This window comes from Actinoplanes sp. NPDC021490 (assembly GCF_055562135.1).
The window spans coordinates 139,321-154,729 of the sequence record NZ_JBVHFW010000011.1; the positions used below are offsets into that span (position 1 = coordinate 139,321).

Consider the following 15,409-nt stretch of genomic DNA (forward strand, 5'->3'; position numbering starts at 1 on the left):
ACAACGAGAGCGACGGCCTCCGCCCCGGTGCCGGCACAAGAGAGCGGGGCCGGGCCGTGACCGGAAAGTGCCGGCGGGTGGCTCAGACCTTGACTACGACCTGGTCGTTGGGAGGCGGCGGCGGGTCGAGGGGAGCGGGTGCGGGGGAGCGGTCCAAGCGGAACGAACGGCGCAAGCGGTTGATCCAGGGCGCGTCGGGACGGTTGAGCGGGCCGCCGTCCGGGTCGTCGGCGTAGGACTCGCGGACCGGGTCCAGTTCGGGCCTCCAGATCTCGCGGATCACCAGGCCGCACAGCACTCCCACGGTGACCAGGCGCAAGGTCGAGGCCAGCACGAACGTGCCCTCGGGGATGACCGGCTTGCCGCCCGCGCCCATCAGTTCGGCGTAGAAGGCGGTGAAGTAACCGAATTCGGCCACGGTCCAGGCGAGGATCGCGCCCCAGCGGGGGCGGGCCAGCACGATCAGGGGGAGCAGCCACAGGACGTACTGCTGGGACCAGACCTTGCTGGTGATCAGGAAGGCCGCCACCACGAGGAACGACAGCTGGGCGACCCGGGGGCGGCGCGGGGCCAGCCACGCGAGCAGGCCGATTCCGGCGCAGGCCAGACCGAAGAGGGCGTACGAGACGAGGTTGAGCGTCGGCACGTGATCACTGAGCCACTGGAAGGGGCCCTGATCACCGGCGGCGCCCGAGTTCCATTTGCCGTCGAGGTAGCGGCCGACGTACCAGAGCGTGCCCCAGTCGATCGGCCGCTCGCTGTTGAGGCGGAAGAACTTGAGCCAGCTCTCGTGGTAGAAGAAGAAGACCGGGAAGTTCACCACGACCCAGGCCACCACGGCCGTCGCCATCGCCGCCGTCCACGACCGTAGCGACTTCGACCGCATGGCCAGCACGAGCAGCGGCCCGAGGATGAACAGCGGCCACAGTTTGGCCGCCCCACCAAGCCCCAGGAACAGTCCCGCCCAGGCCGGATGTCTCTTGGCCCACAGATAGAGCCCCATCGCCGCGAGTCCGATGGCCAGGAAGTCCCAGTTGACCGTCGCGGTGAAGAAGATGATCGGCGAGATCGCGAAGATCGCCGCGTCCCACGGGCGGCGGCGGCGCAACGCCAGGATGATCGCCGCGGTCGCCACAGCCAGTGCCGAGAGCACAATCGCGTTCGCGTTGTAGAACCACGTGCCCTGGTTGATCTCGGGGTGGTCCTGCCCGTACGCGTGCACCGGCAGCCCCAGCGCACCCATGAAGTATCCGGTCACGACCGGGTATTCGACGGGCCAGTCCTTGTACGGAACCGCGCCCTCGTTGAGGTGCTCGGCGTAGTAGAGCGCCAGCACGTCGGTGTAGCAGAACCGGGTGTACTGCACGTTCCGCTGCCAGTCGCCGCTCTGGCAGGGCGACTTCTGCACCCACGAGAACGCGAGGGTCAGGCACGTCAGCGCGAGGATGATGCGGGTCGCCGTCCAGAACCGTCCGCGCCGGGCATCGGGCTTGACCGCGTGCGAGCCGAGCGGCCCGCCGATCGCCTGCGAGATGCCGCGCACGAAGCCGTCCGACGTCGCCGGCGCACTCGGCGTGTCAGAGCGGTCGATGTCCCCGGGCGGTTGCGTGCTCATGACATGGCATCATGCCGTACTTCGGACCTGGCTTCCGGAACGCCCTGCGGAGGAAACCGAAAACCGGTGTGCACCCCTTGAGGGGATGCACACCGGTTTCACGAAGCGCTAGTTCTGTGGCTGCAACGTCGGTTGCTCGAACGTCGGCTGAGTTTCGGGTGTGCCCTGGCCGCCGCCGTCGTCTCCGTCGTCGTCACCACCACCGTCGTCTCCGCCGTTGTTGCCGCCGTTGTTGTCGCCTCCGCCGTTGTTGCCGCCGTTGTTCTCGCCGTTGTTGTTCTCGCCGCCGTTGTTGTTCTCGCCGCAGCCGGGGCCGATGACGCCGAGCACGCAGTCTCCGCCCTCGTTGCCGTCCGGCCTGTCCTGGACGGGCGGCGGTGGCGGCTCCTGGCCGTTGGCGAACGGGCTGTCCGGGTTACCGGTCTCGACGCGCTTCGGGAAGTCCTCCTGCTGCAGGTCCTTCGCCTTGATCACGGCGTCCAGGAACTTCTTCCAGATCTTCGACGGCGTGCCCGCGCCGAACATGTCCCGGCCGTTGGATTCCTTCAGCTCGACCTTGTCCTTGGCGCCGCCGACCCAGACCGTCGCGGCCAGCTGCGGCATGCCACCGACGAACCAGGTGTCACCGCTGCCTTCCTTGAACTCCCAGGTGCCCGACTTGGCGATGCTCTGCTGGCCGCCGCGCAGGTCACGGTCGTCGACCCGGACGATCTCCTTCAGCACCGACTGCAGGTTGGACATCTGATCGGGGCTGAAGACCTCTTTGCCCTCGATCTTTTCGCTGCCGACGACCGCCTTCTTGCCGGTCTCGGGGTCGACCCGGGTCACCGACTTGACGAAGTGGGCGTCGTGGTGGACGCCGTTGCCGACGATCGTGGCGACGCCCTCGGCGTGCTCGAGCGGGACGACGCGGTACTGGCCGAAGGCGACCTCGTTGTCGAAGTAGCCGCGCTGCTTCCAGGTCTCCGCGTTGGTTTTGGTCAGGTCGACCAGCTTGCCGTTGGGGAACTGCTTGTTCCCGTCGGTGTACATGTGCTGGATGCCCGCGTCCCGCGCGGCCGCGATGACCTTGTCACGGCCGATGCCGTCGGCGATCCAGTAGAACGGGAAGTTGTACGACTTGATCGTCGCCGTCTCGAGGTCACAGAACTTGATTTTGCCCTTACAGACGGTTCCGGGGTCGGCGCCGGCGTTGCTGATCTTGGTGCCGTTGGGCCGCAGCTTCGAGCCGTCCCAGGTCGTCTTGAAGGAGATGTCCTCCTTCAGCGCGGCGGCCAGGGTATAGATCTTGAACGTCGAGCCGGGGGACTGGCCACCGATGATCTCGCTGCCGTCGCTGGACAGGTAGCCGCCGTAGTCGAGGCCACTGGGGTCGTCGCCGGCGTAGTAGCCGAGCACCCGGCCGGTCTTCGGGTCGATGCCGATCACCGCGGCCTGATACGTCGCGGGCTTGCCGTTCATCGGCGAGCTCTCGCTCTTGCGCGAGCCGGCTTCCTCGGCCGCCTTCTGCACGTCGGGGTCGATCGTGGTGGTGACGGTCAGGCCACCCTTGTCGAACTCCTGCCCGCTGATGCCCATCTGGGCGAGTTCGGCCCGGACGTGCCGCATGACCATGCCGACGGGCTTGCCGGCCGTGCTCTTGCTGGTCGTGGCCTTGCTGATCGGCTTGACCTTGGGGTAGACCCGCTTGTCGTAGACCTCCTGGGAGATCCACTTCATCTCCAGCATGTTGGCCATCGTGTACTCCCACCGCGCCTTGGCATCGGTGAGGTTGTAGTTCGGGTCGTAGCCCTTGTGCCCGTCGGTGGGCTCCGGCTGCTTGATGATCGAGGCAAGAACCGCGGCCTCGTACGGGGTCACGGCGCCCTTCTGCCCGGCCGGCGTGAGCACCGACTTGCCGAAGTAGCCCTGCGCCGCGGCCTCGATGCCGTACCTGCCTTCACCCATGTAGATGTAGTTCAGGTACAGGCCCATGATCTGGTCTTTGTCGTACTTCGACTCGAGCTTGCGGGCGATGACCGCCTCGCGCAGCTTGCGGTTGATGCTGATCTCTTTCAGCTCGGCCGCGTGCCGCGCGTACTGCTGGGTGATCGTCGACGCGCCCTGCGTGGCGCCACCGCTGAAGTTGTTCCACGCGGCGCGGACGATGCCCTTCATGTCGATGCCGTGGTGCTTGTAGAAGTTCTTGTCCTCGGCCGCGGCCACAGCGTGCTCGACGACCTTGTTGATCTTCGGCTCGGGCACCACCGTGCGGTTCTGGTCGCCGATCTTCGCCATCACGGCGCCCTTGGAGTCGAGAATCACGTTCGACTGGTCCTCGGTGACCGGCGCCGGCAGGTCGACATCGTCGAAGAAGTAGGTGCCGCCGACCACGCCCGCGCCCAGCATGATGACGGCCACAGCCGCGGCGGCGGTCAGGATGTTGGTGCGGCGACGGCGCTTGGCCGCCTTCGACTTGTCCTTGCCTCCGCGACCCGGCCGGTCGCCGCCGATGCTGCCCTCGTCGTCCGGCCCATAACCCGACGGACCACCAGGCCGTACGGCGGCCCGGGCGACCGGGGCACGGCCGGGCGGCGCGGCCGCGGCGCCAACCGCGGCGCGTCCGGGCGGCGCGGCGGCACCGACGGCGGCCCGGCCGCCGACGCGGGCCGAACCGACGGAGGCGCTGCCGACCGAAGCCCGCCCGGAGGTGCCGTTGCCGACCGGCGCGCTGCCCACGGGCGCGCGTCCACCGGCCCCACGGCGGTAAGCATCGGGGGCCGGGCGCGCGGACCCCGAGGGCCGGGCCGAGGCCGAGTAGGAACGAGGCTGGTCGTCGTCAGGCGTTGAGCCGGCGGACCCGGGCACTCGAGCCCGGGCACGCGAAGACTGCGGTTCGCCGTACGGGTTCATGCGGTCACACCTCGGTCGCGAGGACGCACGCCAGGAGAGCCCTGGAGGGGCCCTTCCCGGCTACGCCACAAGCGGGCGATTCGGGCTGCATACCGGCAGCCGCCCTGACTGATGTCGGAAATGACCGGCTGGAGCGCTGGATGCGCGAGCCGGTCGGGGTCACGTCAACGGTAGCGAGATCGATCCGCGTCATAGGCGGCCGTCCCAACTGTGAGCCGATGACCCAATTTCGCGGTGGCGGCCCGCGGCGGACGAGGCGGCAACCGCCTCGACCCGGTCTAGTTCGTCGGCGGTGAGCGCGTCCCGGCCGAGCAGGAACTGCTGGGTCAGGTGATTCCACGCGCAGGATTGGCACACCTCCACGACGAACACCTGGAACTCACGCAGCGTCATGGCCAGGACAGGCAGCTCGGCGAGCTTACGCGCCTGCCCGGCGGACTGCTTGAGCTCGTCGCCATAGATGTAGTGCACGAGGGTGAGGTTGTCGCGGCGGCAGATCGGGCAGCGCTCGTCGGTCGGCTCGCCATGGAATCGAGCAGCGCTTTTGAGGTATGGCGAGGCATCACAGACCTCGAGCGTCCCAATCTTGCCGTTGTGCACGTCACGCAGCACTGCTCGCTTCTGTAGCGAGTAGTCGACGAGCTGGCGCTGCGTACGCATGGCGGAAAGAGTACGCGGTCCTCAGGCGAGGAGCGACAGTCATCACGCAGCGTGGCGCGCACGTAGCTCAATCATGAACGGCTTGCACACTTGTGGCAACGGATCTACGGTTGCGATGTATCGGACCGATACATCGGGGCGTAGGAGGTGAGGGGCCGGTGCTGGAGCTGGCGATTCTCGGCCTCCTGCAGGAGACCCCGATGCACGGCTACGAGCTCCGCAAGGAACTCGCCACCAAGCTGGGCACCATCCGCGCCGCGATCAGCTACGGCACCCTCTATCCGACGCTCAAGCGACTTCAGACGGCCGGCTGGATCACCGAATCCGAGTCCGATCCGACGATGATCCCCCCGATGACCAGCAAACGGGGCCGCGTTGTTTACAAGATCACTGCCGACGGCAAGGAGCGGTTCGCCGATCTCCTGGCCCAGGCCGGTCCAGAGACGTACGACGATGCCGGTTTCGGTGTCCACTTCGCGTTCTTCTCCCGGACCGATCGCGCCACCCGGCTGCGGATCCTCGAGGGTCGCCGCCGCCGGATCGAGGAACGCCGGGAGGGTCTGCGCGACGTGCTGTCCCGCGCCGCCGGCCGGCTCGACGCGTACACGCTTGAACTGCAACGCCACGGACTCGACGCCGCCGAGCGCGAGGTCCGCTGGCTGGAGGAGCTCATCACCAACGAGCGCTCCGGCCGAGCCCCGGCAGGATCCGCCGGGGAATTCGACATCCCTGCCGCCGAACCGTCACCAGAGCGGGCGGCCCAGGATGCATCCCCCGAACCCCCGCGTCCGCACAAGGACCGGCCGTGATGAACAAGGAGGCAAACGCGATGGGCTCCGTCCGCGTCGCCATCGTCGGTGTAGGTAACTGCGCCTCGTCCCTCGTACAGGGCGTGGAGTACTACAAGAACGCCGACCCCAACGACCGCGTCCCGGGTCTCATGCACGTAACCTTCGGCGACTACCACGTATCCGACGTGAAGTTCGTCGCGGCGTTCGATGTGGACGCCAAGAAGGTCGGCATGGACCTCGCGGAGGCGATCGTTGCCAGCGAGAACAACACCATCAAGCTGACCGACGTGCCCCCGACCGGTGTCTCGGTCCAGCGTGGACCGACCTTCGACGGTCTGGGCACGTACTACCGCGAGATCATCGAGGAGTCCTCGGCCGAGGCCGTCGACGTCGTGCAGGCTCTGCGCGACGCCGAGGTCGACGTCGTCGTCTCCTACCTGCCGGTGGGCTCCGAGCAGGCCGACAAGTTCTACGCCCAGGCCGCGATCGACGCCGGCTGCGCGTTCGTCAACGCGCTGCCCGTCTTCATCGCCTCCGACCCGGCGTGGGCCCAGAAGTTCACCGACGCCGGCCTGCCGATCGTCGGCGACGACATCAAGAGCCAGGTCGGTGCGACCATCGTGCACCGCGCGCTGGCCAAGCTGTTCGAGGACCGCGGGGTCGAGCTGCTGCGCACCTACCAGCTCAACTTCGGCGGCAACATGGACTTCATGAACATGCTGGAGCGCAACCGCCTGATCTCCAAGAAGATCTCGAAGACCCAGTCGGTGACCTCCCAGATCCCGCACGAGATGATCAAGAGCGACGTGCACATCGGCCCGTCGGACCACGTGCCGTGGCTCGACGACCGCAAGTGGGCCTACATCCGGCTCGAGGGCCGCTCGTTCGGCGACACCCCGCTGATGGCCGAGCTCAAGCTCGAGGTGTGGGACTCGCCGAACTCGGCCGGTGTGATCATCGACGCCGTTCGCGCGGCGAAGATCGCCAAGGACCGCGGCATCGGTGGCCCGATCCTGTCGGCCTCGTCCTACTTCATGAAGTCCCCGCCGGTGCAGTACAACGACCACGACGCCAAGGAGAGCGTCGAGGCGTTCATCCGCGGCGACATCGAGCGCTGACCTCAGCAGTACATCGATGGCCGGGCCCGGCGGGCCCGGCCATCGGCATGTCCGGCCCCGCCGGCTCTACGACCAGGCCCGGGCCAGGGCGATCCGCGCCTCGAGCTCGAGCAGTTTGCGCTTGCGGTCGAGGCCGCCGCCGAAGCCCACCATCTTGCCGCCGGCGCCGACCACCCGGTGACAGCCGACGATCACCGGAATCGGATTGTGGTTGCAGGCGGTGCCGACGGCGCGCGCGGCCCCCGGATCACCCAACGCGGTCGCGATCGAGCCGTAGGTGACCATTTCCCCGTACGGGATCCGGGCGATCTCGCCCCACACGGCGCGCTCGAACTCGGAGCCGCCGCGCAGCTCGAACGGCACGGTGAAGTCGGTCAGCTCGCCCGCGAAGTAGGCCTCGAGCTGCCGCACGGCCGGATGCGAGCCGGACGGCCCCGGCCGCGCGGCGAACCGCACCCCCACGACCGTGTCGCCCTCGACGGCGACGCCGAGCGGACCGATGGGCGAGTCGATGACGAACATGGCGACGATTCTGCTCCCCGGGTACGACAAGTTCGAATACCCGGACGAGCCGCCTAGGAAGAAAGGTGCCCGTTGTCGCGGGCCCACTTGTAGAGCTCGGCCTCGGCCTCGTCGCGCGACAGCGGCCCGCGGTCGAGGCGCAGCTCCTTGAGGAACCGCCAGGCCTGACCGACGACCGGGCCGGGCGGAACGCCGAGCAGCTCCATGATCGCGTTGCCGTCGAGGTCGGGACGGACCCGGGCCAGGTCCTCCTCCTCGGCCAGCCGGGCGATCCTCTCCTCGAGCGCGTCGTAGTCGGCCGCGAGGTTGGCCGCCTTGCGCTTGTTGCGGGTCGTCACGTCGGAGCGGGTCAGCCGGTGCAGCCGGGTGAGCAGCGGGCCGGCGTCGGTCACGTAGCGGCGCACGGCCGAGTCGGTCCACTCGCCCCGGCCGTACCCGTAGAACCTCAGATGCAGGCCGACGAGCTCGACCACCTCCAAGATGACGTCCTTGGGGTATTTCATGGCCTTCATCCGCTGCTTGGTCATGCGGGCCCCGACCACCTCGTGGTGGTGGAAGCTGACCCGGCCGTCACGCCCGACGGCCTTGGTGGCCGGCTTGCCGATGTCGTGCATCAGGGCGGCCATCCGCAGCGTGAAGTCCGGTCCGTCCTCGCCCTCGAGCCGCATCGCGTTCTGCACGACGATCAGCGTGTGCTCGTAGACGTCCTTGTGCTGGGCGTGCTCGTCGATCTCGAGCTTGAGCCCGGAGATCTCGGGAATGAAGCGGTCGGCCAGGCCGGTGTCGACCAGCAGCCGCAGGCCGGTGATCGGGTCGGCGCCGCACATCAGCTTGGTGAACTCGTCCCGGATCCGTTCCGCGGTGATTCGGTCGAGATCGGGGGCCATGTCCCGCATGGCGGTAATGACCTTTTGATCCACAGTGAATTGCAGCTTGGCGGCGAACCGGGCGGCCCGCAGCATCCGAAGTGGATCATCGCCGAACGACTGCGACGGCGCGGCCGGGGTGCGGATCACCTGGGCCGCAAGATCATCCAGCCCCCCGTACGGGTCGGTGAAGTCGTGCCCCGGAAGCGAGACGGCCATCGCGTTGATCGTGAAGTCGCGGCGCTGGAGGTCTTCCAGGAGGGAATCGCCGTACTCGACCACCGGGTTGCGCGTGACCCCGTCGTACGCCTCGGCCCGGAACGTGGTGATCTCGAGGCGGAGGCCGTTCTTCTGGATGCCGATCGTGCCGAACTCGCGGCCGGTCTCCCAGATGGCGTCGGCCCAGCCCTTCACGACCTCGAGGGTCTGCTCGGGGCGGGCGTCGGTGCAGAAGTCGAGATCGTCGCCGAGCCGGCCCAGCAGCGCGTCGCGCACCGATCCGCCGACCAGATGCAGCTCGTGGCCGGCGGCACCGAAGCGGCGCCCCAGCTCGTCGGCGAGGGGGGAGACCCGCAGCAGCTCGGCGACCGCGTTCTTCTGGGCGGCATTCAACACAGACATGGGATGACCAGCCTATCGGGCCATCGGTCCGGCGATGGGCGGCGGGTCGGGCGGCGGCACGAATGGGCGCGAAGGGGCGTCAGCGGGCAGGATGGGCGGGTGCCCGTTTCCGACACGCTGCTCCGGCTCGCCGAAAATCCGGACTTCTGGGCCGGCGAAAGCTGCGTGACCAGCGACGACGAGCCCGGCGAACTGCGCGCGACCTTCCCCGTCACGGCCGGTTACGCCCTGGTGCTCGACATCGACCTCCGGACCGGCGAACGGGCCCTGGGCCTGCGCGTCCCCGCCTCGAGTGAACCCGTCCAGCTCGCCTACGCGGTTCCCGGCGAGCCCGGCCCGGCCGCCCTGCGGTGGTGGGAGCTCGACCTCTGCGGCCGGGTGATCGCCTGGGAGGACCCCACGCTGCCCCACCCGGGCCTGGTCGTCGCGCTGTTGTCGCCGTTCGCGCCGCCCACCGCCGAGGACGACGAGCCCGAGATCGCGGCGATGCGCGAGGCGGCGTACCGGTCGTTGCGCCGCGACGTCCCGCCGGCCGAGCCGTCCGGTCCCGAGCAGGCGCCCCTGCCGTTGTTCACGAGTGACGACTGGTGGCCCGCCCGGCCGGTTCTCTCGCCGCAGGTGCTCGACGAGGCCTCGATCGCCGAGCTGAGCCGTCCGGAAAGAGCGGTTCGAGACGTACGCACCGGGTCGCGCTTCCCGCGGGAGGACCTGGCCGATCTGGTCCGCAAGGCGGCCGCTCACCTGCACGCGGTGCCGAGCCAGCGGTGGTACGCCGACACCCGGCCGATCGCGCGGCACATCCTCGACTCCGGTGATCTCCGGCCCATTCGTGAGCTGCTCGGTGCGCTGACCGAGGCCGGCTGCGATCATCCGACGGTGCTGGACGCGCTGAGTGAGCCGCTGGTGCCGGCCGAGGCCTGCTGGATGGTCGAGACGCTGGCCGGGGCCGAGCCGGGCACGCTCCTGCGACACCGGCTGTGACCGGAGCCGTATGGTGACTGCAGTTCCGCACGATGCTCGGGAGGATCGGTGAACGGCGGTCTCTACCGCAGCGCGCACGCCAGGCCCGAGGGCGAGCCACCGGGGCCGGAGGACGGCGTCACGGTGATCTCGGTCGATTCCCAGCTCGGCAACACCGGGCCGGTCGAGGATCAGGCGCTGCCGCCGGAAAAGCTTCCGGAGTCCGGTGACGGCGGCACCGCCGGCAACAGCGCCGTCATGGCGATCGGCAGCCTGGTCAGCCGGATCATCGGGTTCGTCCGCAACGCGCTGATCGGCATGACGCTGGGCCTCGGCATCGGCGACGCGTACACCAGCGCGCAGTTCCTGCCCGGGCAGATCTACGAGCTGCTGCTCGGCGGCATCCTGTCCAGTGTCCTGATCCCGCTGCTGGTGCGGCGGCGCAAGGCCGACCCGGACGGCGGCCAGGAGTTCACCCGCAAGCTGCTCACCTTCGCGATCGTGTCGCTCGGCCTGGCGACGGTCCTGGTGGTGGCGGCGGCGCCGCTGATCACGATGATCCAGGCGGGTGACGACACCACTCCGGCCTACCGCGACCTGGTCACGCATTTCGCGTACCTGATCCTGCCGATCATCTTCTTCACCGGGCTCTCGGCCTTGATCGGCGCGGTGCTCAACGTCCGCGGCCACTTCGCCGCCCCGATGTGGGCGCCGATCCTCAACAACATCGTCGTCATCGCCGTCTGCGGCATCTTCATCGTCGCCTTCGGCCCGACCAAGGGCTTCCGGCCCGAGGACATGACCGACGGCCGGATCCTGCTGCTCGGCCTGGGCACGCTGCTGGGCATGGTCGTGCAGGCGATCGGCCTGTTGCCGGCGCTGCGCAAGGTCGGCTTCAGCTGGAAGTGGCGGTGGGACCCGCGCTCGCTGGGGCTGCGTGAGATCGGCGGGCTGGCCGGCTGGATGCTGCTCTATGTCGGCGCCAACCAGCTCGCGATCTTCGCCGTGGTCCGCATCCTCAACGGCGTAGCCGGTAAGAACAGTGCCAGCGTGCTCGCCTTCAACAACGTCTTCCTGCTGACCATGATGGCGCACGGCATCATCGGCGTCTCGGTGATGACCGCGCTGCTGCCCAAGATGAGCGCGGCCGCCGCCGAGGGCCGGTTCTCCGAGGTCAGTGCCGACCTGAGCCGCGGCATCAGGCTGACCTCGGCCGCCCTGGCCCCGATCGCGGTCGTCTACGGCGTGCTCGGCGCCCCGATCGCCGTCATGCTCTTCGAGGGCGGCGCCTTCACTCACGAGGCCGCGCTCGCCACCGGCAAGGTCCTGGTGGTGGCCGCGTTCGCCGTGCTCCCGCTCTCGATCAGCTATCTGTGCACGTACGCCTTCTATTCTCTGCAGGGCAACAAGACGGCCGCGCTGATCAACCTGCCGGTCGTGGCCGTGCGTATCGCGGGCTATTTCATCCTGGCCGGCGTGCTCAACGCGTCGCTGTCGGCGGCCGGCATGACGGCGGCCAACGCGATCTCGTACACGGTCTCGGCGTTGATCTCGCTCGCGGTGCTCCGCCGCAAGATCGGCCGGCTCAACCTCGGCTCGGTCGCCGTGGCTCTGATCAAGGTGCTCGTCGCGGCCGCGATCGCCGCCGCCCTCGGCCTCCTGGTCGTGCATTTCCTGCCCGGCGCGGGCGAGCCGAGCGGCCGGGGCGAGGCGATTCTTCAATTGCTGGCCGGCGGCGCGGTAATTCTGATTGCTTACCTGGCCGCGGCCACCATGCTCCGCGTGACCGAGGTGAGCCAGGTAATCGGCCTGGTGCGCCGCAAACTCGGCCGCTGACCAGGGGTTTTACCGGCGGCGGCGGGTCTCGGCGGTTCGGGGCCGGGCTCGGCCGAGCTTGCCGCGCCGGGGGGACGACCTGCCGCCGGATGGCCCCGGGCGGGTATGGTCGGTGTCGGCATGTGCTCTTCGCGCATCGTCATTTGCACCGAGCACGGCAAACCCGTGCGTGGAGCACCGAGGAGGACTGGTGACCCAGGTCGGCGAAGGCCACGAGACCGCGGCCGATGCGGACGGACCGGTCATGACGTTCGGTGCTCCCACCGCCGGTGAGATCCTGGCCGAGCGTTACCAGCTCGAGGAGCACGTCAACGACGACTCCGCCGGCCGGCAGGTCTGGCGCGGCATCGACGTCATCCTCCGTCGGCCGGTCGCGGTCGTGCTGCGTTACCCGGGCGGCGACTCCGCCGCCGAGATGCTCCAGGCCGCGGTCGACGCCAGCCGGGTGATACACCCCAACCTGGTCGGGGTCTACGACGCGATCGACGAGGGCTCCCGCGCCTACGTCGTGCGCGAGTGGGTCGAGGGCGAGTCGCTGCGTGAGATGGTCAGCACCGACGGCCCGCTCGACCCGGGCCGCGCCACCGCCATCGCCCATTCGATCGCCGACGCCCTGGCCGCCGTGCACGCCACCGGCATGGTGCACGGCAACGTGCACCCCGGCACCACGCTGATCGCCGACGACGGCCGGGTCGTGCTGGCCGACGCGCGCGCCGACTCCGCCGACAACGTCGAGTCCGACATCCGCGCGGTCGGCGGCATCCTCTACTTCGCGCTGACCGGTCACTGGCCGCACAACGAGGTCGGCAACTCGGCGCTGCCCGACGCCAACCGGGATGCCAACGGCAGCCCGGCCGCGCCCCGGCAGATCCGCGCCGGCGTCCCGGCCTATCTCGACGACCTCACGATGGACCTGCTCGACACCCGGGTGGCCACGCCCGAGGCCGATTCGCTCACGGCCGAGCTGGCCCGGCTCGACTCCTCCGCCGACGAGGACTACGACGACGCCGGCCCGCTGCGGTTCACCCAGAACCCGACGTCCGAGCCGGCCCGCAGCACCTCAAAGATCATCATCGGTGTCGCGGCCCTGGTCGTGATCGCGGTCGTCGGCCTGGTCTTCGGCATCCAGGCGATCAGCGGCTCGGGTGACCCCAAGCCGACCATCACCAACCAGGCCGGCGCCGGCACCGATCCCGACGGCACGACCGACACGCAGGCCCCCGCGCCGCAGCCGAAGAAGATCCCGCTGACGCCCGACATGGTGCGCATCGTCGACCCGCCGGACGGTGACCGCGACGACACCGGCGAGGCGAAGTACACGGTCGACGGCGACGACGAGACCGCGTGGAAGCTCCAGCGGTTCAACCAGGCCAACTTCGGCAACCGCAAGCCGGGCATGGGCGTGCTGATCGATCTCGGCACCGCCCGCAAGCTGTCCGAGGTCGAGGTCCTGATGTCGCAGCCGGGCGTGACAATGGACATTCGCGCCGGCGCGGACGACACCGGCGACACCTCGGCCGGCGACCAGAAGATCATGGACACCTACAAGCGGCTGGGCGACTCCGAGACGGTGACCACCGGCAACCGCAAGGTGTTCTCGGTCTTCAACCCCGACCAGACCTACCGATACGTCCTGGTCTTCCTGACCAAGCTGCCGTCCGACGGTGAGGGCCGGTTCCAGGTCGACGTACAAGAGATCTCGGTCTCCGGTTACTGAGAGTCGGGCCCCCACTCGCTCGACCCATCCGGTTAGATTGCTGGCGTGACTTCCGGGGACGCCGCGCAGGGTGTCGCACCCAGCGACGCCGAGCTGCTGCGTGCCCACGTCGACGGTGACAAGGAAGCCTTCGGCGAGCTGGTCCGCCGCCATCGTGACCGCCTGTGGGCCGTGGCGCTGCGCACGACCGGCGATCGCGAGGAGGCGGCCGACGCGGTGCAGGACGCGCTGCTCTCGGCGCACCGCAACGCCGCCCGGTTCCGCGGCGACTCGGCCGTCACCACCTGGTTGCACCGCATCGTCGTCAACGCGTGCCTCGACCGCCTCCGCAAGCGGCAGGCCCACCCGACCGTGCCCCTGCCCGACGGCAGCCGCTCCGACGACCGTCCGTCCGGTGTGGAACCGGCCGCGCCGGCCACCGACCACGAGACCGCGCTGCTGGTGCGGCAGGCGCTGGCCGACCTGCCGGCCGATCAGCGGGCCGCGATCGTGCTGGTCGACGTGCAGGGCTATCCGGTGGCCGAGGCCGCCGAGATCCTCGGCGTCGCGGTCGGCACGATCAAGAGCCGGTGCGCCCGGGGCCGGGCCCGGATGGCGCTGGCGCTGGGCGACCTGCGGGGGAGAGAGATCGACCGACTCCCGGCCGGGCCGCGGGGGAGTGAGACCGATCAACCCGCGGCCGGGCAGCGGGGGAGAGACACCGATCAACCCGCGGCCGGGCTGCGGGGCAGAGACGGCAATCACCCCCCGGCCGGGAACCAGGGCAGCTCGGACACCGTCTCATCGGGACCGGCTGCGGTGAAGCCACCGCCCGTCGGGCACGATCGGAGGGACCAGAGGTGACCGGGGCCGAATTCAGCGGGGTCGACATCGACCTGCTGGCGGATTACATCGGGGGCGCCCTCGAGGGCACGCCCGACGAGTCCGCGGTGGCCACCCTGATCGCCGAGGACCCGGCCTGGCGCGAGGCGTACGACCAGCTGAGCGGCGAGATGGCTGTCGTGCGGACCGAGCTGGGCCGGCTCGGGCCGGAACCGATGCCGGACGACCTGGCCGCCAAGCTCGACGGCATGTTCGCCCCGGTTCCGCAGCTCACCGTCGTGCCCGGGGGCGCGCCGGAAGGCGTACGGGAAAACAAGCGGGCCCGAAGGATGCGGTGGGCCACCCCGATCGCCATCGCCGCGGGTTTCATCGCCTTTGTCGGTTTCGGCGCCGACTATCTCGCCGGACGCGGCAGCGACAACGCGGCCGACACCGCCGGCACAGCCGCCGGCTCGGCCGAGAACAACTCCTCGTTGGCCGACGCCGGAAGTGACGCGTCCGTCACCGCCAGCGGCATCGACTACACCCGGGCCACCCTCGACCGGAACCCGGTCCAGCCGATGAACGCCCCCAAGAGCGAGGGGTTCGCGGGCCAGACACAGGACGAGCGCGACCAGCGGGCGACGACGCTGTCCACCGCCCCCGAGTTGAGCCGGCTGACTGCCCGGACGGCCCTCGACGAGTGCCTCGCGGAGATCCAGCGGGAGAACGCCGGCGGCACGATCGCGGTCCGGTCCGTCGACTACGCCCGTTTCGACGGCGTTCCGGCGGTGATTGTCCAGTTCACCGCGGGCAACGGCGGCTGGGCGTGGGCGGTCGGTGCCGGCTGCGGCACGCCCATGGGCGGCGCCGACGCGATCGACAAAGTCCCGGTACGCTGAGCGACACCCCAAACCTTCCCGCGTGAGGTCCGCCACGGCCACGTGCGCGGGAATGGCCGGGGCCTGGGATGGCGTTCTAGCGTGCAGTGTCGCCGAGGGGATTTCCCG

The 15,409-nt window shown here is 69.4% G+C and carries 12 protein-coding genes; 7 read left to right on the forward strand and 5 right to left on the reverse strand.

Annotated elements, in window-relative coordinates:
* Positions 1 to 82 precede the first annotated feature (82 nt).
* From ACZ3I4_RS27335 to ACZ3I4_RS27345, 3 genes are all read right to left on the reverse strand, one after another.
* Complete coding sequence (locus ACZ3I4_RS27335; protein WP_465384875.1) at positions 83 to 1,615, reverse strand: glycosyltransferase family 87 protein; 1,533 nt, start codon at positions 1,613 to 1,615, stop codon at positions 83 to 85.
* Positions 1,616 to 1,723: 108 nt separating this feature from the next.
* On the reverse strand, positions 1,724 to 4,333 hold the full coding sequence (locus ACZ3I4_RS27340) for a transglycosylase domain-containing protein (RefSeq protein ID WP_465384876.1): 2,610 nt from the start codon (positions 4,331 to 4,333) through the stop codon (positions 1,724 to 1,726).
* Positions 4,334 to 4,696: 363 nt separating this feature from the next.
* Positions 4,697 to 5,167 (reverse strand): DUF5318 domain-containing protein, encoded by a 471-nt coding sequence (locus ACZ3I4_RS27345; protein ID WP_465384877.1) that lies wholly within the window; start codon positions 5,165 to 5,167, stop codon positions 4,697 to 4,699.
* 158 nt (positions 5,168 to 5,325) lie between these two features.
* On the opposite strand from ACZ3I4_RS27345, the gene ACZ3I4_RS27350 reads away from it, so the two are divergent.
* A complete protein-coding gene (locus ACZ3I4_RS27350; RefSeq protein ID WP_465384878.1) occupies positions 5,326 to 5,976 on the forward strand; it encodes a PadR family transcriptional regulator in 651 nt (216 codons plus the stop codon).
* A 20-nt stretch (positions 5,977 to 5,996) separates the two neighbouring features.
* Entirely contained in the window at positions 5,997 to 7,076 is a 1,080-nt protein-coding gene (locus ACZ3I4_RS27355; protein ID WP_465385055.1) for an inositol-3-phosphate synthase, read from the forward strand.
* Positions 7,077 to 7,142: 66 nt separating this feature from the next.
* On the opposite strand, the gene ACZ3I4_RS27360 is transcribed toward ACZ3I4_RS27355, so the two are convergent.
* On the reverse strand, positions 7,143 to 7,598 hold the full coding sequence (locus ACZ3I4_RS27360) for a methylated-DNA--[protein]-cysteine S-methyltransferase (protein WP_465384879.1): 456 nt from the start codon (positions 7,596 to 7,598) through the stop codon (positions 7,143 to 7,145).
* 53 nt (positions 7,599 to 7,651) lie between these two features.
* A complete protein-coding gene (locus ACZ3I4_RS27365) occupies positions 7,652 to 9,085 on the reverse strand; it encodes a CCA tRNA nucleotidyltransferase (protein WP_465384880.1) in 1,434 nt (477 codons plus the stop codon).
* Between the two features lie 99 nt (positions 9,086 to 9,184).
* Here ACZ3I4_RS27365 and ACZ3I4_RS27370 point away from each other — a divergent pair, with 99 nt between their 5' ends.
* The 5 genes from ACZ3I4_RS27370 (at position 9,185) to ACZ3I4_RS27390 (ending at position 15,301) form a co-directional block, all read left to right on the forward strand.
* Entirely contained in the window at positions 9,185 to 10,066 is an 882-nt protein-coding gene (locus ACZ3I4_RS27370; RefSeq protein ID WP_465384881.1) for a hypothetical protein, read from the forward strand.
* A 48-nt stretch (positions 10,067 to 10,114) separates the two neighbouring features.
* A complete protein-coding gene (gene murJ / locus ACZ3I4_RS27375) occupies positions 10,115 to 11,881 on the forward strand; it encodes a murein biosynthesis integral membrane protein MurJ (RefSeq protein ID WP_465384882.1) in 1,767 nt (588 codons plus the stop codon).
* Positions 11,882 to 12,071: 190 nt separating this feature from the next.
* On the forward strand, positions 12,072 to 13,598 hold the full coding sequence (locus ACZ3I4_RS27380) for a protein kinase family protein (protein ID WP_465384883.1): 1,527 nt from the start codon (positions 12,072 to 12,074) through the stop codon (positions 13,596 to 13,598).
* 45 nt (positions 13,599 to 13,643) lie between these two features.
* A complete protein-coding gene (gene sigM, locus ACZ3I4_RS27385) occupies positions 13,644 to 14,441 on the forward strand; it encodes an RNA polymerase sigma factor SigM (RefSeq protein WP_465384884.1) in 798 nt (265 codons plus the stop codon).
* On the forward strand, positions 14,438 to 15,301 hold the full coding sequence (locus ACZ3I4_RS27390) for a hypothetical protein (protein WP_465384885.1): 864 nt from the start codon (positions 14,438 to 14,440) through the stop codon (positions 15,299 to 15,301). The genes sigM and ACZ3I4_RS27390 overlap by 4 nt, the downstream gene beginning before the upstream one ends.
* Positions 15,302 to 15,409: the final 108 nt, after the last annotated feature.

What these genes read in the sequence shown, in the direction of transcription:
- ACZ3I4_RS27335 (WP_465384875.1), bottom strand. Translation starts at nt 1,615, where the DNA reads ATGAGCACGCAACCGCCCGGGGACATCGACCGCTCTGACACGCCGAGT.
- ACZ3I4_RS27345 (WP_465384877.1), bottom strand. Translation starts at nt 5,167, where the DNA reads ATGCGTACGCAGCGCCAGCTCGTCGACTACTCGCTACAGAAGCGAGCA.
- ACZ3I4_RS27355 (WP_465385055.1), top strand. Translation starts at nt 5,997, where the DNA reads ATGGGCTCCGTCCGCGTCGCCATCGTCGGTGTAGGTAACTGCGCCTCG.
- ACZ3I4_RS27360 (WP_465384879.1), bottom strand. Translation starts at nt 7,598, where the DNA reads ATGTTCGTCATCGACTCGCCCATCGGTCCGCTCGGCGTCGCCGTCGAG.
- ACZ3I4_RS27365 (WP_465384880.1), bottom strand. Translation starts at nt 9,085, where the DNA reads ATGTCTGTGTTGAATGCCGCCCAGAAGAACGCGGTCGCCGAGCTGCTG.